Genomic DNA, 24,821 nt, shown 5'->3' on the forward strand with positions numbered 1-24,821 from the left:
GTAGGGACCAGCCTCGCCCTGAACGTGTTTGAATTCTATTCGGGTTTCTTACATAATTATGCGCCAGAGGCCAGTACGAGACCGCCCGCACATGTCAACTTCTTCAGGATTTCCCCCGGCCGCACTGAAACCCGGGGAGGGAACCGCGCGCCGCTGGGCGACGCCCCGCACTGTTCTGGCTTTGATCCTGCGGGAAATGTCGACCCGCTATGGCCGTTCACCCGGCGGTTATGTCTGGGCGATCCTTGAGCCGCTCGGCGCCATCCTGATTCTCAGTTTCGGGTTTTCCCTGCTGGTGCGGGCCCCGTCGCTGGGCAACAGTTTCATATTGTTCTACGCCTCGGGCTACATGGCGTTCAACCTGTACCAGTCTCTGTCCCTGACGGTTTCCAGGGCGATTGCGTTTTCGCGGCCATTGCTGATGTACCCCGTGGTCACCTGGCTGGACGCAATTGCCGCCCGCTTCATCCTCAATACTCTGACCGGGCTGCTGGTCACCTATCTGTTGCTGGCCGCCGCTCTGGCCACCATTGACAGCCGGACGGTGCTGGAAATGGCGCCGATTACGCGGGCATTGGCACTGGCATCTCTGCTGGGGCTGGGAATCGGCACGCTGAACTGCGCCCTGGGCGGGCTTTACCCGGCTTATGATCTCATCTGGTCCATCGCCACGCGGCCACTGTTTTTGATCTCGGGCATCTTCTACATTTACGAGGACATGCCCCGGAACATCCAGGACATCCTGTGGTACAATCCGCTGATTCACATCACCGGATTGATGCGGGTCGGGATCTATCCCAGCTACAAACCGCTCTATATCAGCGACATCTACGTTCTGGCGATCAGCCTGGCGAGCCTGCTGATGGGCCTGATCCTGCTGGGCCGCTATCACCGGGACATTCTGAACGACTGACCGCGCAGTCCGCCAGCCCCAGCACCTCGGTGTGGCCAAGGCTGGTTTTCCGGCGCAGGGCATCGCGCACGGCGCGCCGCTTCAGACGCAGATAAGCTGCGCGATCGCTTCCGTAATGGCGCGCCGCAAGATCCCATTTGACCACCATCAACGGCAACAGAAGCCAGAACAACCCCCCGGCTGCCGCACGATACATAAGCAGCCGGTTGCGGCAAAAATAATAGACCTTCCACAGGGGGCGCATGCCACCATGATCGCCACCGCCGAAGCTGCTGAAGTCATGTTCGAAGCGCAACTCCGGATCGAAGAGAATCTTCAGCCCCCGACGGCGCAGGGTCAGCGTATAGATCACATCGTCGCCATAAAGAAACAGCCCCGGATCGGGATATCCCGTCTCGCGGATGATCCGGCGGGACAGGAACAGCCCGACAAAAGAGGTCAGGTCGATCGGATGGGGCGCCGTGGCCTCATAGGCGCTGCGGGGAATGTGATATCCATCCCGCCCCCGAACCAGGGCGCGCAGGAAATGCCCGGGATGCCAGAACGGATTGACCGATGGCCGGTTCATTTCGCAGATGCGCCCGTCGGGGAAATACACGGCTGCGGCCCAGGCCGTGTCATCCGGACGGGGGCGGGCGTGAAATTCGGCCAGCGCCCCCGCGGCGGGGCGGGCATCATCGTCCATCACCACCAGCCAGTCCGGATCGAACCGTTCCATGGCCCGGCGCATGCCGCGCTCGAACCCACCGGCCCCGCCCAGATTGTCGGCGCTGTCGATCATGACAATCCGCGGATCGTTCTGTGCTGCTAGCCAGTCCCCCGTACCGTCGGTTGAGGCGTTATTCATCACGACAACGCCTTGCAAGTCCTCCGGGTCACTCTCCAGCAGGCGCTCCAGTGTCGGCCGGAGCTTTTCCAGCCGGTTGTGTGTCACAACCACCGCCACCAGGCGTCCGGTACCGGATTGCATGTCTGCGGTCACGCTATCCCCTTTCGATATCACCCGGTCGTCACCGTAGTTTCCCACCGCCATTGCCGCGCGGTCTGGTCGACCAGATACAACTGTTGGCGGGCGTAGTACACCTGCGGAGGGTGTGACATCCCGCGGCTGCCGGGTTCAGCATGTTGCGCGATCTTGGATGGTTTCACAAAGACAGGGAACCGGAATTCAGCCTTGGTTCGGAAATTTCGGGTGCAGCAGCCCGGCTTTCGTCCCGCGCCGGGGTCAATCTGCCGCTAACCTTGTCGGGAGAAACGGTGGTGATCATCGGTTCGCGCCGCCGTTGTCTTTCCCTATCTGGTCCAGTCGCCTTCTGTCTGCATGGCTGCTGGCGTCAGCGCGACCTGCAACATTTTGCGCGCGCGATAAAGGCGAATCCGGCTCAGACACAGGAAAGCCAGCCCTCTTTCCCTGATGCCCTGTACTTTCCCGGTGAACAACACCGTACCCAATTCGCCGGCTGGCGATCCCCCGACGGCGACCGCCCTGAGCAGCCAGCGGATTCTGCCAAAGGGTTTCCTGGCATAATCCGTGTAATCGTGAACGATGTGCCTGTCCCATTTACGGGTCAGCTCGGCAAAAGATTTACGGGCCGGATGATAGACGATCATATCCTCCGCATAGATCGTGGTATAGCCGAGCACCCCTGCGCGCAGCCCCCATTCCCGGTCTTCTGCAACGCCCAATCCAGCGAAGGGCCCGACCTTTCCAAAGACCTCTGCCCGCATGGCCAGATTGCCGGTGCCGGAGAAGCCTTCGGCGATGTGTTCGTTGTTGCGGTAGGAAAAGATGCTCTCATAGGGTTCCAGGAAAGTAGGGTGACCTGGTGTGGCGTATTTTACCCGCACGTCCCCGCCGATGACTTGGGTGCCCGGGTTCTGAAAGGCCGCCTCGATCGCCGAAATCCAGCCTTCATGCGCGTGGCAATCCGAATCGATGAAGGCCAGAATATCGCCACGGGCATTCGAAACCCCAAGATTCCGGGCGGGACCAGGACCTGATATCTCCTGCAAGTGAAGCTGCACGCCGGGATATGCGCCGCAGATCTCCTGCGGAAATACCTCGGATCCGTTGTCGACCACGATGATTTCCAACTCTGAACCGACATTAGCCTGCCGGTGCAGCGTGTCCAGGCAGATACGCAGATAATCCGGTTGATTGAAATGCGGAATGATGACGGAAATCAGCATTGGCGCCTCCTAAAAGAATTCCTGCAGGAAGGTTTCCAGTGCATAGACGGCCCAGAGCGTTTTGGAATGATCCGACTGCCCTGTCCGGTGCTCCCGGGCGAGGGTCAGGATTTGCGACGTGTCCAGATAATCCGAAGCGACACAACGTGGCGAGGTCATGAGATCCGCTAACTGGTCGTGCAGATCCCCGCGGAACCAGGCGTCCACGGGCATCCGGAAGCCGATCTTGCGGCGGTTGAGCACGGCCTCGGGAACCCGGGACCGCATGGCGGTGCGCAGAATGCGCTTCGTCGCCCGCCCCTGAATGCGCCAGTTGTCCGGCAGAGAGGTGGCGAATTCGGCCAGCCGGACATCCATGAACGGCGCCCGGCCCTCGATCGAGGCGGACATGGTCATGGAATCCATCCGCTCCAACAGATTGTCGGGCAACCAGGAGGTCTGATCGAACTGCAGCATGCGACGAAGGGCGGAAGCCCCCGGCGCGGTGCAGAACGGTATTGGGTCTTTTGTCCGGGTGCTTGCGGGGCCGCGCCACAGACTGTCGCGCTCTTCGGCGGACATGTTCCCGAACCAGCGTATCATCCTGTCTTCGAAATCGGCTTCCTTCAGGGCATGGGCGGCGATGCGCAGCCGTTTGGTCCGGACGGGGGCCACGGCCGTGGCCGCCAGAAGAGACCGCGAGGCAAGCGGCCAGAGAGAGGCGGGCAAGACGCGGCTCAGATGCGCTTCGGCGAAATGCTTGGGATATCCGCCGAACAGTTCGTCCGAACCTTCGCCGGACAGCACCACCTTGACGTGTCTGGCTGCCTCCAGTGACATCATGTGCAGCGGGAAATCGGCGGTTTCGGCCATCGGCGCGCCGCGGTGCAGGCTCAGCTCGGTCAGTTTTGCCATGATCTGTTCGGTCTTCAGTTCAATTGGCGTGTGGATCGTCCCGATAAGCCGTGCGGTTTCTGCGGCCGCGGTCAGTTCGGTATTCTCGTCCCCTTCGAAGCCGATGGAAAAGGTTCTGATCTCGGACACGCCCAGATGAGCCAGTGTCGCCACGATAGACGAGGAATCCAGCCCGCTGGACAGAAAGGCCCCGACCGGCACGTCAGAACGCAACCGCAGCCGGACGGCCTCGTCGAAAACGGTCAGGAAATCCTCGACCGGGTTCTGCGGGCGGGGAAAGGCAGCCTCGCCGCGCTCTTCTGGGGGCAGCCAGTACCGGCTTTCCTGCATTTTACCGTCTTTCCACAACAGCATGCTGCCCGGGCGGAGTTTTTTGACCCCGTGAAAGAACGTATTGGGGGCTGGAACGTAGCGCTGGCACAGGTAGTCATAGACCGAGTCGACATCCAGCACTGTTTCGAACCGGGGATGGCGCCTGAGGCTCGATATCTCCGATGCGAACAGCAGGCCTTCACCGTTCGGACTCGGAAACCGATAGAGAAACAGTGGCTTTTTCCCAAAAGGGTCCCGCGCCAGAACCACCGAACGATCCGCCTGATCATAAAGCGCAAAGGCGAACATACCCCGGAACCGCGGTAGGCTTTCCGCGCCCCAATGCCTCCAGGCTTCGAGGATGACCTCGGTATCAGAGCTGGTCTGGAACACCGCCCCCTTTTCCCGAAGTTCCGCCTGCAATTCCAGATAGTTGTAAATTTCTCCATTGAAGATGATGGTGAACCGCCCGTCATGGCTGCGCATGGGTTGGTCGCCGCCCGACAAATCGATGATCGACAGCCGGCGATGGCCAAAAGCCGCAACAGTCCCGTTATCCAGGGGCAGAAATACCACCCCTTCTTCGTCCGGGCCGCGATGCGCGATCGCATCTGTCATCTGTTGTAGAATGTCCTCGTCGGCGGGGGCGCTTATCCAACCAGCAATACCACACATACCCATCCCCTTATGAAGACCAAACCTAAAACCCTTACAATGCTATGTGTAAGTGATTTGGCTTGATACAAAAAGAGAGGCCCACAGAATAGAGGGATCGCTTTTGAGTTGCAGCAGCAATCAGGCGCTGAACAGTAGCGGGAAATTCTGGAGATTGTTGTCAGAAAACAGCAATACCGCTACCGATTCACCATTCCCGACTAGAGTCCCCGAAGGCGGATATACTCTCTTTTTTCGTGCCCGAGTGCCGCTGGGTATAGCCGGCACAACATGCAATCGCGGTGATATGGGTTCACGTGGGCAGGAAAAGTACCGGACTTGCAGCGGGTTGCGGGGCCGCCGAGCAAAACGCGCGCATCAGGGGCAAGGTGGCGGAATTCGCCATGCGGCAGCCTGGGTTGCGCCGGGATGGCCGTGATTGGGCATCTTTCGCCGCGTTGCGAACACGGAGGGACTGTGCAACCATGAACCCCTAGGGGTAATGTGCCAAGCAATTGCCATCTGGCTTGGTTCCTGATGCGGTTTGAGGAGCGATTCGTTCCGCAAAGGTTGTGATAGACGGCGGGCCGTCAGGGATTTTGTTGGTTTGGGTGCCGGTTGTGTGGCATCTGGAGGGTACGGGTATTGAAACACGATGCGGGCATGATGACGCCGGACGAATTGTATACCGGGCATTTCAACCTGACCGAGCGACCCTTCACGCTGGTGCCGGACCCGGGCTTTCTGTTCTGGACCGGTCAGCACAAGCGGGCTTATGCGGTATTGGAATTCGGCATCATTTCGCGGGCGCCCATTACCCTAATCACGGGTCAGATCGGATCGGGTAAGACAACCCTGTTGCAGAAATTGCTGAGCCAGGTGGATGAAAGCCTGACCATCGGGCTGATTTCCAATTCTCAGGGCGGGCGCGGAGAGCTGTTGCACTGGGTTCTGAACGCGCTGTCGGTCGAGACGGGGCCGTCGGAAAGCTATGTGGCCCTGTTTCAGAAATTGCAGAACTTCATTATCGCTGAATACGCCGCCGGCCGCCGGGTGGTGCTGATCGTGGATGAGGCGCAGAATCTGACGGCGGAAAGTCTTGAAGAACTGCGTATGCTGACCAACATAAACTCCAACAAGGACGAATTGTTGCAACTGATCCTCGTCGGTCAGCCTGAACTGAAGGATATCGTGCGTAGCCCGCAGATGCGCCAGTTGGCGCAGCGGGTGACGGCAAGCTTTTTCCTGAAGGCGATGGATGCGCCGACGGTCGCTGCCTATATCGCACATCGCATGCAGGTCGCCGGCGGAACCGGAGAGGAGTTCACACCCGAGGCCTGCACCCTGGTGCACGGAGCGACCGGCGGCACGCCGCGCTTGGTCAATCAGCTGTGCGAACTGGCATTGCTTTACGCCTGGAGCGTCGAGGACGCCGTCATAACGGGTGCGACCGTGCAGCATGTCCTGGATGACGACGTTTTCTTCGGGCGCGTCGAATCAGAGGAAGACACCGAGTGACCCCGAAACAATCAAGACATCAGATACAGGTTAGAACGGTATGATCCGGAACTATTACTGGCTCGTTTTTCGTCGGCGGCTGCCGTATTTCCTGATTGTGGTCATGATCGCGAGCGCAGTGGCGGTAACGGCTGCCCGGACCTTGCCGCCCGCCTATGTCTCGCAAATGAAACTGCTGGTGGAGGCGCCGCAGATCCCCGATGATCTTGCCCCGTCGACCGGGCGTATTCCAGCGTATGAGCAGCTCCATATCATTGAGCAGCGATTGCTGACCCGGGCGAATATGCTTGAGATTGCCGCAAAGATCAATGTGCTCAAAGGGCAAGATGAGATGAGTCCGGACCGGGTTGTTCAATCCATGCAGGCCCGGACCAAGATCGGCATAGACCGCGGAACGCCCTTGATGACGATCTCTTTCGAAGCGCCCACCGGGGCCAAAGCGGCGGCGGTACTGGGAGAATATCTGACCCTGATCCAGCAGGAGGACGTGGAATCGCGAACCGTGCGCGCGTCTCAGACGCAGGATTTCTTCGAACAGGAAGTTGCGCGTCTCAACGAGCGCCTGGCAATCAGCAGCGCGAAGATTCTGGAGTTCAAGACCCAGAATTCGGATGCCCTGCCCGAAAGCCTGGAATACCGGCTGAGCCAGCAAACCCTTTTGCAGGAACGTCTGGCGTTGCAAGAGCGGGAGCAGACCAGCCTGAAAGATCAGCGTGACCGGCTGTTGCAGATTTTTCAAACCACCGGAGCCGTTACAGGAACCGGGAACCAGCCGCTTTCTCCTGATCAGCAGGAGCTGGAACAGCTGCGCAGCCAGTTGGATACGGCATTGAGTGTCTATTCCGAAACCCACCCGCGCATCGTTCAGTTGCAATCCCGGATCGACAGGCTGAGCAAACGGATAGCGGCCCAGCCGCAACCGGAGCCCGAAGAAGAGACTGGGGTGAGTTCGGGCAACACGATTCTGGATGTCCAGCTTTCGGAAATGGACTCGCGGATCACCTCCTTGCAACGTCAGCAGGAAGCGACCCAGCAACAACTGGAGAAGCTGGTAGATTCCATCACCCGCACGCCCAGCAATGCAATCCGGCTGGATGAGTTGAAGCTCGAACATCAGAACATCGAACAGCAATACAATACGGCGGTCCAACGCCTGTCGCAGGCCAGTACCGGTGAACGGATCGAGGTCATGGCGCGCGGGCAGCGGATTTCCGTCATCGAACCCCCATCGGTTCCCGACAAACCAACGAAGCCAAACCGCAAAGCGATTGCATTGGGTGGTGCGGTATTGGGTATCGTGGCGGGGCTTGGGCTGATCGGTCTTCTGGAACTCATGGACAGATCCATCCGGCGGCAGAAGGATCTGGAAAACAGGCTGGGCATCACGCCTCTGGCGGTTCTGCCCTATGTGCAGACCCCAGGCGAAACGTGGCGCCGCCGCAGCGCGAAATTGATCGCGGTACTGATCATTCTCATCGGGGTTCCGGCGTTGGTCTATACCGTTCACATCTATTACCAACCGCTCGATCTGATTGCTGATCGGGTCATGGACAAGATGGGGGTGCGCTGGTGAGTTTGATCCTGTTCTGTCGGGAAGGAGAACCCTGATATGGAAAGACTGCAGGTCGCCATCGACAAGGCCCGTCAGCAGCGCAACAGGCGCAATGCGGTGCCCGTGCAACCGGCCGCAACCATTGAAGTGCAGCCTGAAGCCGGGCTTCTGGATCAGCTCGATTGGGCCGAGATCGACCCCAGGCGTGTCCGGCACAACCGGCTGGTGTCCTACATTGGCGGTCACGAAGCCGGACCACATGACATGCTACGCACCCGAATCCTGCAGATCGCTCTGAGCAAGGGCTGGCGCCGTGTGGCGCTTGTATCCGCCCATCAGGGCAGCGGGAAAACAACCACTGCCGCAAATCTCGCTTTCAGTTTTGGCCGGCAGACGGACCGCATGACCATGGTGCTGGATCTTGATCTGCGCCGGATCGGGCTGGCAAGCGTGTTGGGGTTGAAGCCCAAATCCGACATGGCGGACGTTCTGTCCGGGCGGATACCGTTTTCCGAGCACGGGATGCGGCTTGGTGACAATGTGATCCTAGGACTCAACAGCAAGCCGGCAAAGAATCCGTCAGAAATCCTGCAAAGTCACAAGGCGCATGAGATCCTAGACAAGATCGAGAATGCCTATCAGCCGGATATCATGCTGTTTGATATGCCACCGCTTCTGGCGACGGATGACAGTGTCGGTTTCCTAAAAAATGTCGATTGTGCGCTCATCCTCGCCGAGGTCGGCCAAACCACGATCGAACAGGTCGATGTGACCGAGCGCCAGGTCAACGAACTGACAAACGTCATGGGAGTGGTTCTGAACAAGGCCTCGGCCGTGGATACCGGGTATGGCTACGGCTATGAATAGGCCCGCGCGGATCATTTGACATATCCTACGGTTGGACCAGGCCTTTCCTGGCTTCCAAAGCGTTCACGATCGTATCTTCATAGGTGCTCAGCCGTTCCAGTCCCTGCGCAAGGGAAACCTTTGTCTGCGCTTGCAAGGCCTTGCGGTTTTCGAAGGCCGCGTCAAAGGCTTGCAGGATTTCCTCCTGAGAGCTGGTCTGACAGTCAACAAGCGCGTCATACCCCAAAGATCCGAACATTCCGGCGAATTTCCGGCTATAGGACATGGGCAGAACCGGAACGCCGCTTGAAAATGCAGCAATGCAGGCATGCATGCGGGCGCCGGCAAAGAAATCCAGACCGGAAATATAGGATTTTGCTTCGACCGGCGTCATGAATTTGGGGGCAAGAATAACGTTCGGAAACTCTGTGGCTATGAGCTGACTGGCACGGTAGTCGTCTTCGACTTCCAAAAAGTCCGATATGACGTGGGACACGAGGTGAAGCTCGCAATCCGGCCTTGTGCTGTAGCGCCCGACCAGTTCGCGGATGGCATCTGCGTAGGAGGTCTTGAGACCGAACATGTTCTTCTTGGTATATCCACCATGGTACAACAGGCCCGAGACATTGATCCCGATCCGTGTGATCCCGTCGTTCCGAATGGCGGGCGGATCATATGGGAGACGCAGTGCTACGTCGCTGGCCTGGATGATCGGTTTTTTGTACCCGATCTCTGTCAGGAAGGCTGTTGAAAGATCATCCCGGGAGGTGACCGCATAGGCGCGCTGCATGACGGCAAGGGCCAGCCGCCGGGTCAGGGTGCCATTGAATGGTCCGATCGTTTGCGGGCTCAGGATCAGCGGTCGCCTGGCCATGAAAGTCAGAAGCTTTGAGCCCAAAACGGTCCCATAGCGCTTGGAGCCGTATATGTCGGTGAAACTGTCGCCGGCGCCGATATCCAGCACCAGATCGCATCGGCGAAGCTGGCTGAAGAGCCCACCCGACGGTTTGACGAAATCCTTCAGGCGCAGCCCGATGACTTCCACGTCGTCGCGGATCATGTAATGAGGCTTGGGATCGGTCCAGCCGAGCACCAGAAACTTCGGAATGACGCCCGCGCGCCGCGCCGCATTTTCAACGATTACGATGTTGGCCAATGTCAGGGCGCCGACCCCGAGATTGTCCGAGTTCATCGAGTGCCAGACAAGGCCGATACGGGCGGTTGGGGAAGAATGCGTCATACTGGTCAAAGCTTCTCGTTATTGTGCCATGTGCAGGATCGGTTGAAATCCTGATCTCGTCCTCAAGTATTTGCGTTATGCAATCTGTTCAGCAGGCTGGTGTGATGTAAACGCTTCCCGCCGCATTTTGTTGCATGATCCGAAAATCTCTTTTCGCCGATGTCGTCACCGCCTTATGAGATGCAAAATCTGTAGCACTGCGCTGCGGTCAAGCAGCCAAAGCGCGGTTAGATATGTCAGGGCCCCCAAGGTGACCTGAAACAGAAGGTAAACCCCGTTTGGCCAGTTTGAAAATTCAGGCGCGAAAAGCAGGATCGTGGACATGAATGCCGTTGAAAACAGTGTTTCTTTGCAAGCAGTCAGAATCTCCTGCGGCTCAATCGCGATTTCGTGCCTCAATACCCAGATCCAGACGCCGTTCATGATCAGTTGCCGCGCCAAAAGCCCCAACCCAACACCGATGAGTCCGAAAGATGCCCCAAACGAAACGCACAGGATTTGCACGGTAGAGCCAAGTGTTGCAATTCGCAGAGCCTTCTGTGAGCGCCCAATCGCAATGAGCAGGGGCTGATTGAAATGAAGGGGCGCGCTCACGGCGGCCGCGACCGCCAAGATGGATAGAAGGCCTGGCAAGTTTTGCCAATGTGACCCCAGGAATACGGCAATCGCCTGTTCGGATACCAGCGCGAGCCCCACAAAGAGCGGAGTCGTTATGATGAGGCAGATCCGCAGCGCGGAAAGATAGGCGTTTCGGACCCGGGACAAATCCTCTTGAATTTCGGAAAACGCGGGCAAGGCCACAGCGTTGATACTCTGTGTCAGAACAGTCTGAAGCGCCCGGACAATACGCTGGCAAACGTATAGAAGCCCCAGATCGGCCACGCTGATGAAAAAGCCCACGATGAACCGGTCAGCCGTATCACCGATGTAGCGAACAACGCTGATCCCGGTCACCCGGAGCCCCGTCGGCAGCAACTCCCTCAATTCTTGAACGGGGAAGTTGAATTCCGGCCGCCAGGGCAAGGCAATCCACAAAAGAAGGGTGGAAACACCTGCCGTCACCAGATTCAGGGCGACCAGACTCCAGACCCCTGCCCCGTAGGCCGCTGCCGAAATTGCGGCGATCCCTCCGCATGAGCCAGCAATGAGTGCCCTCATCGCCAGAGCCCGGAACCCAAAACTGCGCTGCAGCAGGGCCTGATGCACCGAGCCGGCAAAGGTCAGGATCATGCCGAGCGACAGGAACCGCAAAACCGGGGCAATGCTCGGATCCCCTGCCCGGTCCGCAAAGGTTCCCGCTAGGATCATCAACCCTGCCGCAAGTATCAGCGCAAATCCCTGCATTGCCCAGAAGCAGGCTGTCTTGTGCCGGTCGGTAATATTGCGCTCGCGGATCAATGCGGTCCCCAAACCGAACTGCCCGACGGTTTGTGCCAGCATGACAAAAGAGTTTGCCAGCGCGACAACACCGAAATCCCTGTCATCGAGAAAAAACCGCGCCAGAATCAAGAACACCACAAAGGCGATCCCCTCGCGCGCGACATTCTGCAAAGAAGCCCAGAGACCTGCCCGCATCAGACGTTTGCCTCGTGGCAATTGCTGCGTCATCGCGCGTCCTTATGTGTCAGTCCCGGATTCAATTCAGTCTTCCGCAGCGCCGGCGGCATCCGGAAACGCCTCAACGGAAACAAGCTCGGCCCCGTCGGGCAAAATCAGAACGATATCGGGAAAGCTGTGCGAATAGCGCGAGGGATCATCCATGCCGGTGAAGACCGACCGTGTCTGCAGCTCATCATCCTGTGCCAGCATCCGGATCTTTGCCAGATATGCTTCTCCGAAAACATTGGCATTGCCGGACACATCCGCCGAACGCAGAACGATCGCTTGCCCGGTATCGGTCCCGTTTTCGTAAAGTACCGAACGCCAGTATCGTGGGACCAGCCGGTCGCGCCCGTAAATCTTCTCGATCCAGTTTTGTAGAACCCGCGGGCTTCGGTTGTATATGGCCCGAACGACCCGCGAGACCTCGGCTCCGCTCTGCCCTAGAACCCAGATATCGAGATCTCTGTCATGGTCGCTGTCAAAGGGTACGACTCGTGCCTGCAAGCCATTTGTCCATGACAAGTCGATCAGGTCGGTCGCTACAAAACGGTTGCCCTCACGCAGATGAATCCCCTGAGGCAATGTCAGAATGTCGCGAAAGCCATCGCCATTGAAATCCGCAATCGCCCCATCGCTGCTGGTCGCCGGGAGCCCAAGGCTGTTCAGATCCCGCGGCACGGGCCGTTTATCCGACAGCGGAAAAACCAGATTTCCCTTGGGAGAGAAGATGACCGCATCCCAGGTTCCGTCGTCATCCAGATCGTTCAGGATAACCTTTTCGGTTCCGGAAACCGGGGCCTCCAGTTGCCATTGCCGATCAAAAACACCCTCTGCCCCCCGCTTGAACAGTGCGATTTCGCCCTCGGTGATCCATAGCATGGCCAGGACCGCGTTTCCTGCCGCATGTGGCAGGAACCTGAATACCCCTGAATAAGGCAGGTCCAGCCCAAAAGACGCGGCGCTCTCGGCAAAGCCGCCATCGGAATCCTGAAGATAGAGCCGGTTTTTTGCCGCGCCGCTTTCAGCGCCAAACCCGCTGCGGCCACAGACCTGGTATAGGTCGAGATACCCGTCACCGTTGATGTCCAGCCACCCGGCTTGCCGCCCCGGACAACCGTCTTTTTCTATTCCGCTATCCGAAATGACATCCCTGAAGCCATCGCCCGTCCACTCAAAAAGTTCATCGCGCGCTTCGGGATGAACTTTTTGCATCCATCCACGGGCGCCTCCGCGGCTGACAAAAATCACCGGCCCCGCCTTGCCCGGCAAATCGGCCATAGCCAGACCGTGCCTATCACGCGAGGAAAATGTAAATGTATGTGCTTTGGGCTCGATTGCCATCGCGCCCAGCTGCACCTTGGTCAGATCGGTTCCGGGATCCAAAGTCACCGAGATCGGGAACCCATCGCTGGGGGCCGGAACCGGCAAAAGTTCGATCCGCCCACCGTCAGGAATCTCAAAGCGTATGCGATGGCAGTTGGGCCGCGTGTCGCAGTGCTCGGCCATGACTGCCGCGCCGCCAAAAGCCGCATATTCGGTGTCCCACGGAATTTCGAAATATCCCCTGACGCGTTCCTCTGGCATCAGCCCATTGGAGTCAACGATGAAATGGGCCTCTTGCATGTAGATCCGGATCGGTCGCAGTGCGGGGGCCGGACCCAGGCCGCCCTCGAAGCCGGGCAAGGCGGCATCCTGAAACAGCCCGGAGCGGCCAAGGCCGGTTGAATGGGCGGCCTCTGCCGGGCCATCGACGCCAAACCGGATCCACTGTGCGGCGCTGTGGTTCACGGTCCAACGATCAGGAAGACCGTCTCCGTTCAGGTCGGCAAGGCCGGCATCGAAAACATTGTAGATGGGGAAATCCTCGATAATCTCAAATACATTCGAATCCGGGAGATTTCGCCGTGGGTCGATTAGAAAAATCGCCAGGAGGGCGATCAAAGGTACGGACAGAAGCAGGAATACGAACGTCTTACGCATCTGCGGTGAACAATTTGCTGGCTTCGGGCTGCATGCCCGCGCGCTTTTCATAGGCGGTACCGGCCCGCAACAAAGCCCTGTCCAGCCAGGCAAGGCGTTCTCCCGAAATCGCTTTTGATTCGTGTTGCCCCTGCACCCGGATGTTCAATATGTCCGGATCAATGCGCACGTCGCAATATTCCGCAATTTTGTTTAGATCTGTGCCCCCCTGCGTCAGTTCCTCGTAGGAGATGATCATACCTCCGGTTCGTTTGGCAATCTCTGGATACTGGATCAAAAGACGCTGCCGGTGGCGTGCGAAGGCAAACGGGGTGAAGGCCGACCGGTCCGGCCAGGAAGCATACCATCGCATTGCCGGGGAAAAATGCTGATAGGATCGGAACGCGTCCTCGACATCGCGGTAGATCAGCAGAAATTTCGCATTCGGAAACAGCCAGTGCAGAAAGACGGCTTCTTCAAGACCGAAACGCACTTCCTTCAACCCCCAGCGGGTCGCACCCAATGCGTCTGCCGGGGCTGAAAACAACCGGCTGAGCATGGCCCTGAACGCATCCCTGAGATCCTCTGGAGAGGGGTACAGGTTGGCAATCCAGCTTGTCGTGAGATTGTCCGTCTCATGCCCGGCAACAAAATAATTCTCAGGTGGCCAGCTATGTGTTACCGGCCGGGACAGGCGCGCCAGAGACTGAACAATGCCGCATTGATCATAGGGCTCTCCCCAGATCAGGGTCGTCTGATCCGAACAGATAAGGCGCTGCAACAATGTCGAACCCGACCGCCATCCAGCGGAAAATATGAAGATCGGGCTGACACCCGCCTGCACCGGAGGGGCCCGGTCGATAAGCGCCTCAAGACCATGAAGCGGCATTCCCGACAAGCGCCGGGTTTCGGTCCTGGCCTGCTGGGCCGCACGGGTGCCAACCAGGCTTTTCAGGCTTGCCTTCACGTGCCGCATCAGGGAGAACTCAGCGGGTCTGACATTAGGGACAGCCGGATTTGCCCGATTCCAGGATGAAACGCGCAATCCGGCCCGGCCACAAGTCCGGGTGAACCCCGCCACTTACACGAATACGAAAGTATCATCGACATAGGTTAGTTGAAGATACTCCTCGACCTGCTGGCGCTCGCTTTCGTCAAGCGCCCGGTCATAGATCAGCACCGCCGCAATCTCGAGTTGGCTTTCTCCCTTGTCATTGATCTCCGCTCCCAGAACCAGACGCTCGAGATCGGTGTTGAAGGTATGGGTGTCGCTGTCGATCAGGGATCCGTTCAGATAGTGGTTGAACAGATCATTCTCGAGCGTCACCGACTGCACCAGCCAGCCGGGCGTGACCGCATCGACATCGGAATCATAGTCATTGGCACCGGCATAGCCCTGCACCGACAGATCCTGGTCATTCCAGCTGGAGACGAGGCCAAAGGTCTGGTTCCGTGCACCGTCACCATAGGCGACCCCCGCTGAAACGCCTTCGTTATCGATATAATCCACCACGAAAAAGATCGTCCGGTCCGCGCTGCCTGCCGACAGCCCGTTCAGCGTGTCGGTGGCATTGATTCGCTCCAGCAGATCACCGGTGCCGTCAAAGGCGATCGCCGCCTCACCGGTCGGGGTTGCATTGGCCACCAGCTGCGGGTCGCCCTGTGCCAGCAGATCGTTGCCACGCCCCGAGCCGTCCAGCCAGCCGGTCACAGTATTGCCCGCGCCAAGGCTGACATTCTCACCCGACTCGTAGGCCGCCACCAGCCCGTCGGTCACCGGCACGTTCTGCGGGCCACCAACCTGGATCGTCACCGTGGCGCTGTCGCCGCCGGTCACCTGATAGGTGAAGCTGTCTTCGCCCTCGAACCCGGTATCCGGCGTGTAGGTAAAGCTGCCATCCGCCGCCAGCGCCAGCACGCCGTTCGACACGTCGCTCAGGACGGATGCCGTGAACGGGTCGCCTTCGGGATCGCTGTCATTGGCCAGCACACCCGTGGCCACATCCGCCACCAGCGCCGTGTCTACATCCGTGCCGTAGCTGTCATTCACCGCCTGGGCCGGATCGTCCACCGGCGTTCCGGTCAAAGTCATGGTCGCCTGATCCGTTCCGCCGCGCCCGTCGCTCAGTTCATAGACGAAGCTGTCCACGCCATCGAAATCCGCATTCGGCGTATAGTCGAACGTGCCGTTCGCATTCAGCACAAGCGTACCGTTCGACACATCGGCGACCAGCGACACGCTCAGCCCGTCACCGTCCACATCGTCGTCAATGCCATTGCCATTGTCGGCCAGAACATCGCCGGACACCGGCGTGTCCTCGGTGAAGGCAACATTGTCGTCCTGGGCAACAGGCGCGGTGTTGTTGGGGTCGGTGATGTATTTCGTCTGCAGGAAATCCTCGACCTGCTGACGTTCATTCTCGCTGAGCGCGCGATTGTAGATCAGCACCGCCGCGATATTCATCTCGCCTTCGGCGGCATCTCCGATATGAGCACCCAGCACTAGCTTGGTTAGTGTTGTGTTGAACGTATGCGTGTCCGTGTCAATCAGCCCACCGTCGATATATTGCGACAGAACATCATTGCTTAGAACCACGGACTGAACCGCCCAACCCGGCGTGACACCATCCACGCCAGTGCCGTAGTCGTTCTTCCCGACCCAGCCCTGAACCCCGTAATCCCCCGAGCTGCCCTCGGCCACCACGCCGAAGGTCTGATTGGCGGATGCCGTACCATACGTCACCCCGGAAGACCGGCCATTCATGTCGATATAATCCACCACGAAAAAGATCGTCCGGTCCGCGCTGCCTGCCGACAGCCCGTTCAGCGTGTCGGTGGCATTGATTCGCTCCAGCAGATCACCGGTGCCGTCAAAGGCGATCGCCGCCTCACCGGTCGGGGTTGCATTGGCCACCAGCTGCGGGTCGCCCTGTGCCAGCAGATCGTTGCCACGCCCCGAGCCGTCCAGCCAGCCGGTCACAGTATTGCCCGCGCCAAGGCTGACATTCTCACCCGACTCGTAGGCCGCCACCAGCCCGTCGGTCACCGGCACGTTCTGCGGGCCACCAACCTGGATCGTCACCGTGGCGCTGTCGCCGCCGGTCACCTGATAGGTGAAGCTGTCTTCGCCCTCGAACCCGGTATCCGGCGTGTAGGTAAAGCTGCCATCCGCCGCCAGCGCCAGCACGCCGTTCGACACGTCGCTCAGGACGGATGCCGTGAACGGGTCGCCTTCGGGATCGCTGTCATTGGCCAGCACACCCGTGGCCACATCCGCCACCAGCGCCGTGTCTACATCCGTGCCGTAGCTGTCATTCACCGCCTGGGCCGGATCGTCCACCGGCGTTCCGGTCAAAGTCATGGTCGCCTGATCCGTTCCGCCGCGCCCGTCGCTCAGTTCATAGACGAAGCTGTCCACGCCATCGAAATCCGCATTCGGCGTATAGTCGAACGTGCCGTTCGCATTCAGCACAAGCGTACCGTTCGACACATCGGCGACCAGCGACACGCTCAGCCCGTCACCGTCCACATCGTCGTCAATGCCATTGCCATTGTCGGCCAGAACATCGCCGGACACCGGCGTGTCCTCGGTGAAGGCAACATTGTCGTCCTGGGCAACAGGCGCGGTGTTGTTGGGGTCGGTGATGTATTTCGTCTGCAGGAAATCCTCGACCTGCTGACGTTCATTCTCGCTGAGCGCGCGATTGTAGATCAGCACCGCCGCGATATTCATCTCGCCTTCGGCGGCATCTCCGATATGAGCACCCAGCACTAGCTTGGTTAGTGTTGTGTTGAACGTATGCGTGTCCGTGTCAATCAGCCCACCGTCGATATATTGCGACAGAACATCATTGCTTAGAACCACGGACTGAACCGCCCAACCCGGCGTGACACCATCCACGCCAGTGCCGTAGTCGTTCTTCCCGACCCAGCCCTGAACCCCGTAATCCCCCGAACTGCCCTCGGCCACCACGCCGAAGGTCTGATTGGCGGATGCCGTACCATACGTCACCCCGGAAGACCGGCCATTCATGTCGATATAATCCACCACGAAAAAGATCGTCCGGTCCGCGCTGCCTGTCGGAAGTGCAAAAATCGTATCATCGGCATTGACCCGTTCCAGCAAGTCTCCGGTGCCGTCAAAGACGATTGCTGCCTGCCCGGTCGGAGTCATGTTGGCGACCAGCTGCGGGTCGCCCTGTGCAAACAGGTTGTTGCCGTTGCCTGAACCATCCAGCCAGGCTGTTACGGTGTTGCCTTCACCAAGTCCGATCTTAATGTCGGATTGCAACAGCAGGACCAGCCCGGACGTTACCGGCACTTGCGTCGCCGTTCCGATCTGAATCGGTATATTGGACGAAAAGGTGGTTTCCTCTCCATCCGAAACCTCCAGGAATGCATCGTAGCTGCCTTCGGTCGCATATGTGTGAGAAGCAGTAACCACGCCCGAAGGATCAACCTGACCAGCGGCGCTGTTGCCATCACCGAAATGCCAAGTATAGGTCATCGTATCGCCATCAGCATCCGTGGCATTGGCAGTGAAGGTAATCTCGGTCGTACCAGCGCCACCAACCGCGATATCCGATTCCTCGTCGCTGATCTCCGGAGCGAAATTTACATCACCGGCCAGAACCTGGAAAGCGTTGGACAGGACGGTATGTGTCGGATCGGAGAGGGACAGCGATACGCTGTAAGTCCCATCCACCGTATATTGATGTTGCACCGAGATGATGCCGCCCGGCCCGACGACGTCATTGACCACTGTACCATCGCCAAAGTTCAGCACATATGTCAGCGGATCGCCCTCGGCATCGCTGACCGTGGCGTCGAAAGTCACCGTCAGCGGCAGATCGCCCGACTGCGGGCTCAGAGTGGCACTGTCGATCGAGGGGGCAAAATTGTCGTCAAAGGTGATGCGATGCACCTCGCCGGACGCGATCATCGCGTAATACAGCGCGCCGTCCGCTCCGACCGTGAGCGCCACGATCTCGTTGGTTGTGCCCGGGATCTCGGCCGAGGGTCTGAAGGCGAAATCGCCCAGAACTTGCGTGCCAGTGCTGTCCAGTCGCAGATAACGAATGAAGTCATTGGTGTAATCGCCATAGAAATAGACCCCGTCCCATTCCTCGGGGAACATGTCGCCGCGATAGACCTCGCCACCGGTAATGGACGTACTCTGCCCTTCATGGGCAATCGAGAAGATGGGGGCCGAATAGAAATCTCCGCTGGCTGCATCGGCAATGTCGCTGTCCGGCAGTGGATAGTCATTGGGGTCTTCCGGGCTTTCCCCGGCATTCGTATAGACGTTGGGCGTACCTTCGTAGAATGGCCAGCCATAGAAGGCCCCGGCCTGATCCAGAGAGGTGGTATGAATGTCGTCATGCGCCAGGTTCTGACGGTTGCCGCCGACCTCGCCGATATACATCTGCCCATATTCCATGTCCCAGCGAGCCCGGAACGGATTGCGCAGGCCATAGGCCCAGACATAGTCGTTATAGCCGTCATTGGGATCGGCCCAGGGGTTGGCTAGTTGCCCGTCGGTACCGTCGGGCACCGTACCGTCGGAATTCACTCGGATGATCTTGCCCGACGAGGATTCCGGGTCGAGCATGATGTCTTCGCCACCGTCGGCCCCCTCGCCCGGCGTGGTGGCCTGGAATTTGTCCGAAGTCGTCAGCCAGAGCTTGTCATCGGGCCCGAAGTCCAATCCGCCGCCATAGTGGCAGCAGGCCAGATAGCCGTCGGTGTCTTCCCAGACCACAAATTCGCTGGTCAAATCCCCGGTCGAGGTCAAACCGCCGGCGTTTTCCTCATGCTGGAAGCGGGCGATACGGGCATTTTCCGGGTTGTTGGGTGTATAATACAGATAGAAATAGCCGTTATTGGCAAAATCCGGATCCAGCGTAATATCCAGAAGTCCGCGTTCCTGCCCGGAATCGATATTGTTCAGGGTCATGTAGATTTCGTTCGATCCGGTTTCCGGATCGACGATGCGGATTTCGCCATCCTTGGACAGCAGAAGCATCCGGTTGTCCGGCAGGAAGGTCATCGAAATCGGCAGGAAGAACGGGCTGCCACCCGTCATGTCGGCACGGGTGATGACGGTTTCGTTTTCAAACCCCTCCAGGGACAGCGGCTGGTATCCGACATCCAGGGTCACTGTCGCGGGCGCGGACTGTACGCCTTCGGCATCGACCAACTCATAGGTGAAGCTGTCGCTGTCACCCGGAGAACCGTCATGCACATAGGTCACGATGCCGGTCGTCGGATCGATATTGGTTATCGTGCCGTGGCTCGGGCCGGACAGGATGTTGATACTGCTGCCATTCAGGGCGCCGTCATCGAAATCGTTGTCCAGAATATCAAGTTCCGTGGCCCCTCCGATTTCGGCATCCAGCAGATCCCCCACGGCGATCGGCGCGTTGTTTAGCCCATCGTTGGTCAAGTATTCCTGCTGTAAATAGTTTTCGACCGCCAAGCGGTCGGTCGTGTCGAGCGCGCGGTCATAGATCAGTACCGCAGCCACGTCCAACTGGGCATCCCCCAGGTCCCCCAGCTCTGAGCCGAGGACAAGCCTGGTCAGGTCGGTGTTGAAATTGTGGCTGCCGCTGTCAATTAGAGATCCGTTCAGGAAATGTTCGTACTGTCCGGCCGACAACGTGACAGATTGCACGATCCAGCCTTGAGATTCAGCATCCACGCCCGAGCCGAAGTCATTGCCACCACCATAGCCCTGAATGCCAAGCTCGTCGCTGTCCCACTCGGAAACTAGCCCGAAGGCTTCATTCGAGGCGTTGTCGCCATAGGACAATCCGGCTGAAATTCCCTGATTGTCGCCATATCGAACCACAAAGAAGATCGTTCGGTCTTCATTCCCATCCGGCAGAGGGGTCAGGCCTAATACCGATTCGAGGTTGTCATCCGTGCCATCGAACGTGATGGACGGCAGCCCCGAAGGCGTGACCATGCCGCCGAAGGTTGGATCACCATTTGCCGTCAGATCAATCCCGGATGAGGATGCATCCTTCCAGCTGGTGATGACACCATCTTTCGTTTCGATTCCAGAATTTACTTCAAGATGAAGAACTAGGCCATCTACGATAGGCAACGACATGTTTAAGTACCCCACAACATCACACCAAATAACCTGACAATTCGAACTTGTGCCTGGCAGCTCAGCAGCCGATCAGAATATCTATGGGTCTTCTAAAACTGAATGGACCCTAAGAGCTGGACGCAAGGCGATTAGGTTCAAAAAATCCTTATTGCGAAAACTATCATTGTGGGGTTTGACACGCAAGAAAACTGCCTGCGTTCGAATGCCCCGGTCACGGTTTTCGGCCGCCGGCGTCAGGCACGAACCCCGCGCATCAATCGGTGACCCGCCGCAATATCGCCCGCCGCAATGTGCCCAGAAAATTCCGGACAAACAGCCAAGGCCCCGCATCGCGGGCGTTTTTCAGAAGATGAAACCCACTGTATCTGGGCACCGGCTTCCCGGCCAGCTGCAATGCAAGAAGTCTGGGCAAGGTAAAGCGGCGCTTTTCCTTTTGCCCCGGCTGCATCGGTAGAATACCCCTCACGTCGAATGGACTTGCGGCAATCGCGCCTTTTGCCATGGCGTCCTGCACGATCCGCTCTCCCTCTGCCGTGCGGCTGAGGATCAGGGAGACCCCTTCTCGCTCCGCGAACAGGGGATAGCCCTTGTCATCGGTTTCCCAGGCATCGGCGCAAACAATATCGGCAAATCCGCCAGTGCCATCAGGACAGATACGGCAGCGGAATTGAACATGTTTCGACAAGATGCCGCCCCAGCTATCCGCATAGCTCATCTTGTGGACCGCCCCGTTTGCCATCGTCGCCTGGGCAAATCCCGGCCAGCCATCCCCGCGATACCGGAAGGCCACGACCTTGTCGGGATCTGCTCCCATTTCTTCGACAATCCGCCTGGCGCCACCCAAGCTTGGCACTCCCGCGCAGAAAAAGGACAGCATTACCGGAAACCGCGGGGAAACACGCGGGTCGATCCGGGCGAGCGATCGCATCGCCGCGACGTCGCAGGGCTTGCCAACAAAAGCAGTGCGCTGATCTTCCGCCAGCCAATCCTCCAGCGCCTCCAGCGGTGCCGAAGGGGCATAGCGCGACCCGGCCGCGGCAAAAACCTGTTCCGCGTTGATGCTTGTCACCGTGGCGTTGCCCAAAGGCAGATCGGGCGCCGTTGCGGTCTGAAGCACCCGGTCGACCGTTCCGCTTTCCAGAAGATGCACAAGAATAGCCGACAGCGCGCCCCCCGAAGATCCGTTATGGCGCAGCGGCGGATCTGTCGCATATCCCGTGTATAGATTGACCATAGGCCCCCAAAGCGGATGATCCCGGCGCTTTGCGGGTTCCTGTACCAACCCGGTTCCCGGACATATTGCGAAAATCTTGGCTTCGACATCTTTCGATATTGCGGCCTTTTGCACCGGCCGCAGGAAACCGCTCCGCGAGTACTCCATTCCGATGCCCCCCCGGGACACTGCGGCACAGCCACCGCAGCCGGTGCACAAACGCCCGCGCGCAACCTTCTGCAAGGTTGGAGATGATGGAAACATGGCGGACATCGTTCCGCTAGGGGCGATAACCGGGCCCGGCACCCTTGCGCTCCCGCCCCGTTGCCAAATCAAACTTTTTCTGCCTCTCGATCACCAACAAACCGGCCTCACTTGTTAAAACCCTTGGAGTCTTTAGAAAACGCCATCAGATTGGCATCTTCACCGGGTATGATAAAGTCTCTATTCTAGGAATTTTGACCAACCCCTCAAGATTGCCACAAATATCCTTCAACAATCATGTACCGGTCAAACGATGCATACCTCACCGGATCAATATAGTATTCAGAACAATGACCCAGCATATGCGAACAGTGACGGCGAGCCGCTCTCTTGGCACAACAGCACCCGCTGCCGGCGGTGACCGCTCGCACCGTTTGTCCTTGCCGCCCCGCCTGTTCATCATATCCCTCGTTCTGCCGTTCTTTTTCACCATCGGCCCCATGCAAATGACGGCCAACCGCCTCCTGCTCGCCCTTTGGGTCGTGCCGGGTCTGATCATGTGGCTGCAGGGCCGGGCGGGTCCCGTCCGCGTTGCCGATCTGGCGTTGTTCGGGATGTGCTTGTGCGTCTCGGCCAGCTATCTCGTGTTGCATGGCCCGGTTGCCGCGGTGGAACCATCCGGTATCTATTTCATCGAAACCATGGGGGCATATCTCATGGCGCGATGCTATATCCGGAACGCAGATGATTTTTACGCGATTGTCCGAATGCTGTTCTGGACCATCATGCTGATGCTTCCTTTCGCAATCTACGAAACACTGACCGCGCATAATATTCTGCTGGAGCTTGCAAACCAGATCACCTATTCCGGCCGGGAACAGGTAAAAGAAGCGCGTTGGGGCCTGGACCGGGTTCAGGGTGTCCTGCCGCATCCGATCATGTTCGGGGTATTCTGCGGCGGGGGGGTTGCCCTCACATATTACGTGCTGGGATATCAGGCCCCACCCTGGAAGCGCCGCCTGCAAACCCTGCTGGTGACCGGAACGGCATTTTTGTCGCTGTCGTCCGGCCCGCTCACCGCTATTGCCGCGCAGCTGGGCCTGATTTCCTGGGATCGCGTGCTCCACAAGATCAAACATCGTTGGGCCATCCTGAGCGGTGGTGTTCTGTCGCTGTATGTCGCGCTCGAGATTGCCGCAAACAGATCCGCACCTGAAGTTTTCATATCATATTTCGCCTTCAACGCGGAGACCGCGTATAACAGGATCCGGATTTGGCGCTTCGGAACCGCCTCCGTGGCCGAACACCCCCTTTTCGGGGTCGGGCTGAACGATTGGGCGCGGCCTGAATGGATGAGCAGCAGCATAGATATGTTCTGGCTGGTCCCCGCTGTCGTTAACGGGCTGCCGGCCGCCTTGCTGCTGCAACTGGCCTTCTTTTCGCTGTTCATCTCGACCGCGTTCAAATCTGGCCTGAGCGATCACTCCGCCCATTACCGCACTGGGTATCTGGTTTGCATGATGGGGTTTTATCTGACGGGGTGGACTGTCCACTATTGGTGGATCATCTATGTCCTTTTCATTTTCCTGCTCGGATCCGGGGCCTGGATTCTCGACGATGATGGCCGGGACGAGACGGGACCGCCCAATCCCCCCCGCGACGGATCTCAACGCACCGGCCGAGCCTCGCACTATACTCGCTTTGCCGCAACTCACATACGTGGAAACGGCACATGACCTTCTTCGTTCCCGGAAAGCCTTTCATTGCGGGCATGTTCGCGCTTCTGACCCTGTCGCTCCCCGCTCACGCCGGGACCGGTCAGCTTGACAAAACAATGGCGCGGGCAAATGGCGGCGATACAATTGAGCTTGCGCCGGGGAATTACGGGTCGCTGGATCTCCGGAATATAAGCTATTCCAGCATGGTCACGATCCAGTCCGCGGATCCGAACAATCCGGCGGTTTTCACGGAAGTATCGCTCGACAATATCAGCCATCTGCGCGTGGACGGCGTCAAGGTCGCCAATGGCAGCAACGGCGGATACGCATCCAAGATCGTCGGGATCACCAACAGCGATCACGTCGAATTCGTGAACTCCGAAGTGCACGGCCCGGTCGACAACATCTACGATGGACATTACGGGATCTACGTCACCGACAGCTCCAACGTGATGATCAGCGGCAACAACGTGCATGACGTCAAAAACGGCTTCATCGTCACCCAGAGCAGTGGGATCGAACTCAGCGAGAACCATGTCGACTATATCGGCAATGACGCCTTCAAGTTTGGCGGCCTGACCAACTTCCTGATCGAGAACAACACTCATGGCGGTCATGTCTATCCCGAAGACGGCGCACATCTTGACTTCATGCAATTCACCGGTGCCCCGTCCGGCGACGGCGTCATCCGCGGCAATGTCTATCTCGCGGTGACCCAGGCAAATGTGCAGGGGATTTTTCTCGACGACACCGAGTTCCACAACATCCTGATCGAACAGAACATCATCGCGACCGGTATGGTCAACGGTGTTGCTATCTACGGCACCACCACGTCCGGTATCACCGTGCGCGACAACACCCTAATCCACCTTGATGGCACCGGCAGCAA

15 protein-coding genes are annotated in these 24,821 nt (G+C 58.5%); 6 read left to right on the forward strand and 9 right to left on the reverse strand.

Features of this window, described 5'->3' with window-relative positions; genetic code table 11:
• The first annotated feature begins 91 nt into the window (after positions 1 to 91).
• Positions 92 to 913: an ABC transporter permease gene (locus tag ACR0AO_RS18325; RefSeq protein ID WP_480606653.1), complete on the forward strand. Its 822-nt coding sequence runs from the start codon at positions 92 to 94 to the stop codon at positions 911 to 913.
• Here the strand turns inward: ACR0AO_RS18325 and ACR0AO_RS18330 are convergent.
• The 3 genes from ACR0AO_RS18330 to asnB form a co-directional block, all read right to left on the reverse strand.
• Positions 843 to 1,895: a glycosyltransferase gene (locus ACR0AO_RS18330; RefSeq protein ID WP_480606656.1), complete on the reverse strand. Its 1,053-nt coding sequence runs from the start codon at positions 1,893 to 1,895 to the stop codon at positions 843 to 845. The genes ACR0AO_RS18325 and ACR0AO_RS18330 overlap by 71 nt on opposite strands.
• Before the next feature lie 311 nt (positions 1,896 to 2,206).
• Positions 2,207 to 3,103, reverse strand: a complete 897-nt coding sequence (locus ACR0AO_RS18335; protein WP_480606659.1) for a glycosyltransferase family 2 protein — start codon at positions 3,101 to 3,103, stop codon at positions 2,207 to 2,209.
• 9 nt (positions 3,104 to 3,112) lie between these two features.
• Positions 3,113 to 4,990, reverse strand: a complete 1,878-nt coding sequence (gene asnB, locus ACR0AO_RS18340; RefSeq protein ID WP_480606662.1) for an asparagine synthase (glutamine-hydrolyzing) — start codon at positions 4,988 to 4,990, stop codon at positions 3,113 to 3,115.
• Between the two features lie 618 nt (positions 4,991 to 5,608).
• Here asnB and ACR0AO_RS18345 point away from each other — a divergent pair.
• From ACR0AO_RS18345 to ACR0AO_RS18355, 3 genes are read left to right on the forward strand one after another with little or no spacing between them, the layout of a single operon-like run.
• Complete coding sequence (locus tag ACR0AO_RS18345) at positions 5,609 to 6,481, forward strand: ExeA family protein (RefSeq protein ID WP_480606665.1); 873 nt, start codon at positions 5,609 to 5,611, stop codon at positions 6,479 to 6,481.
• A gap of 40 nt (positions 6,482 to 6,521) precedes the next feature.
• Complete coding sequence (locus ACR0AO_RS18350; protein ID WP_480606668.1) at positions 6,522 to 8,054, forward strand: GumC family protein; 1,533 nt, start codon at positions 6,522 to 6,524, stop codon at positions 8,052 to 8,054.
• Between the two features lie 36 nt (positions 8,055 to 8,090).
• Complete coding sequence (locus ACR0AO_RS18355; protein WP_480606671.1) at positions 8,091 to 8,900, forward strand: CpsD/CapB family tyrosine-protein kinase; 810 nt, start codon at positions 8,091 to 8,093, stop codon at positions 8,898 to 8,900.
• A gap of 25 nt (positions 8,901 to 8,925) precedes the next feature.
• On the opposite strand, the gene ACR0AO_RS18360 is transcribed toward ACR0AO_RS18355, so the two are convergent.
• The 6 genes from ACR0AO_RS18360 to ACR0AO_RS18385 all read right to left on the reverse strand — a co-directional run bounded on the left by ACR0AO_RS18360 (position 8,926) and on the right by ACR0AO_RS18385 (position 22,178).
• Positions 8,926 to 10,119, reverse strand: a complete 1,194-nt coding sequence (locus tag ACR0AO_RS18360) for a polysaccharide pyruvyl transferase family protein (protein ID WP_480606675.1) — start codon at positions 10,117 to 10,119, stop codon at positions 8,926 to 8,928.
• A gap of 165 nt (positions 10,120 to 10,284) precedes the next feature.
• Positions 10,285 to 11,727 (reverse strand): lipopolysaccharide biosynthesis protein, encoded by a 1,443-nt coding sequence (locus ACR0AO_RS18365; protein ID WP_480606678.1) that lies wholly within the window; start codon positions 11,725 to 11,727, stop codon positions 10,285 to 10,287.
• Positions 11,728 to 11,760: 33 nt separating this feature from the next.
• Positions 11,761 to 13,701: an FG-GAP repeat domain-containing protein gene (locus ACR0AO_RS18370; protein WP_480606681.1), complete on the reverse strand. Its 1,941-nt coding sequence runs from the start codon at positions 13,699 to 13,701 to the stop codon at positions 11,761 to 11,763.
• A complete protein-coding gene (locus tag ACR0AO_RS18375; RefSeq protein WP_480606686.1) occupies positions 13,694 to 14,656 on the reverse strand; it encodes a sulfotransferase in 963 nt (320 codons plus the stop codon). Before ACR0AO_RS18375 ends, ACR0AO_RS18370 begins: the two co-directional genes overlap by 8 nt.
• 105 nt (positions 14,657 to 14,761) lie before the next feature.
• Entirely contained in the window at positions 14,762 to 20,794 is a 6,033-nt protein-coding gene (locus tag ACR0AO_RS18380; RefSeq protein ID WP_480606693.1) for an Ig-like domain-containing protein, read from the reverse strand.
• A 256-nt stretch (positions 20,795 to 21,050) separates the two neighbouring features.
• Positions 21,051 to 22,178, reverse strand: a complete 1,128-nt coding sequence (locus ACR0AO_RS18385; RefSeq protein WP_480606699.1) for a Coenzyme F420 hydrogenase/dehydrogenase, beta subunit C-terminal domain — start codon at positions 22,176 to 22,178, stop codon at positions 21,051 to 21,053.
• Between the two features lie 398 nt (positions 22,179 to 22,576).
• Here ACR0AO_RS18385 and ACR0AO_RS18390 point away from each other — a divergent pair, with 398 nt between their 5' ends.
• Together ACR0AO_RS18390 and ACR0AO_RS18395 are read left to right on the forward strand one after the other, a co-directional pair.
• Positions 22,577 to 23,950, forward strand: a complete 1,374-nt coding sequence (locus ACR0AO_RS18390; protein ID WP_480606703.1) for a hypothetical protein — start codon at positions 22,577 to 22,579, stop codon at positions 23,948 to 23,950.
• Positions 23,947 to 24,821 (forward strand): right-handed parallel beta-helix repeat-containing protein (locus tag ACR0AO_RS18395; RefSeq protein WP_480606705.1); only part of this gene is annotated, 875 nt, incomplete at its 3' end. The genes ACR0AO_RS18390 and ACR0AO_RS18395, both read left to right, overlap by 4 nt.

Source organism: Ruegeria sp. AF8 (assembly GCF_056541825.1).

Coding starts and splice junctions, on each gene's coding strand:
- ACR0AO_RS18335 (WP_480606659.1), bottom strand. CDS start 3,103: ATGCTGATTTCCGTCATCATTCCGCATTTCAATCAACCGGATTATCTG.
- ACR0AO_RS18355 (WP_480606671.1), top strand. CDS start 8,091: ATGGAAAGACTGCAGGTCGCCATCGACAAGGCCCGTCAGCAGCGCAAC.
- ACR0AO_RS18380 (WP_480606693.1), bottom strand. CDS start 20,794: ATGTCGTTGCCTATCGTAGATGGCCTAGTTCTTCATCTTGAAGTAAAT.
- ACR0AO_RS18370 (WP_480606681.1), bottom strand. CDS start 13,701: ATGCGTAAGACGTTCGTATTCCTGCTTCTGTCCGTACCTTTGATCGCC.
- ACR0AO_RS18390 (WP_480606703.1), top strand. CDS start 22,577: ATGCGAACAGTGACGGCGAGCCGCTCTCTTGGCACAACAGCACCCGCT.
- ACR0AO_RS18385 (WP_480606699.1), bottom strand. CDS start 22,178: ATGGAGTACTCGCGGAGCGGTTTCCTGCGGCCGGTGCAAAAGGCCGCA.
- asnB (WP_480606662.1), bottom strand. CDS start 4,990: ATGGGTATGTGTGGTATTGCTGGTTGGATAAGCGCCCCCGCCGACGAG.
- ACR0AO_RS18325 (WP_480606653.1), top strand. CDS start 92: ATGTCAACTTCTTCAGGATTTCCCCCGGCCGCACTGAAACCCGGGGAG.
- ACR0AO_RS18350 (WP_480606668.1), top strand. CDS start 6,522: ATGATCCGGAACTATTACTGGCTCGTTTTTCGTCGGCGGCTGCCGTAT.
- ACR0AO_RS18360 (WP_480606675.1), bottom strand. CDS start 10,119: ATGACGCATTCTTCCCCAACCGCCCGTATCGGCCTTGTCTGGCACTCG.
- ACR0AO_RS18365 (WP_480606678.1), bottom strand. CDS start 11,727: ATGACGCAGCAATTGCCACGAGGCAAACGTCTGATGCGGGCAGGTCTC.
- ACR0AO_RS18375 (WP_480606686.1), bottom strand. CDS start 14,656: ATGCGGCACGTGAAGGCAAGCCTGAAAAGCCTGGTTGGCACCCGTGCG.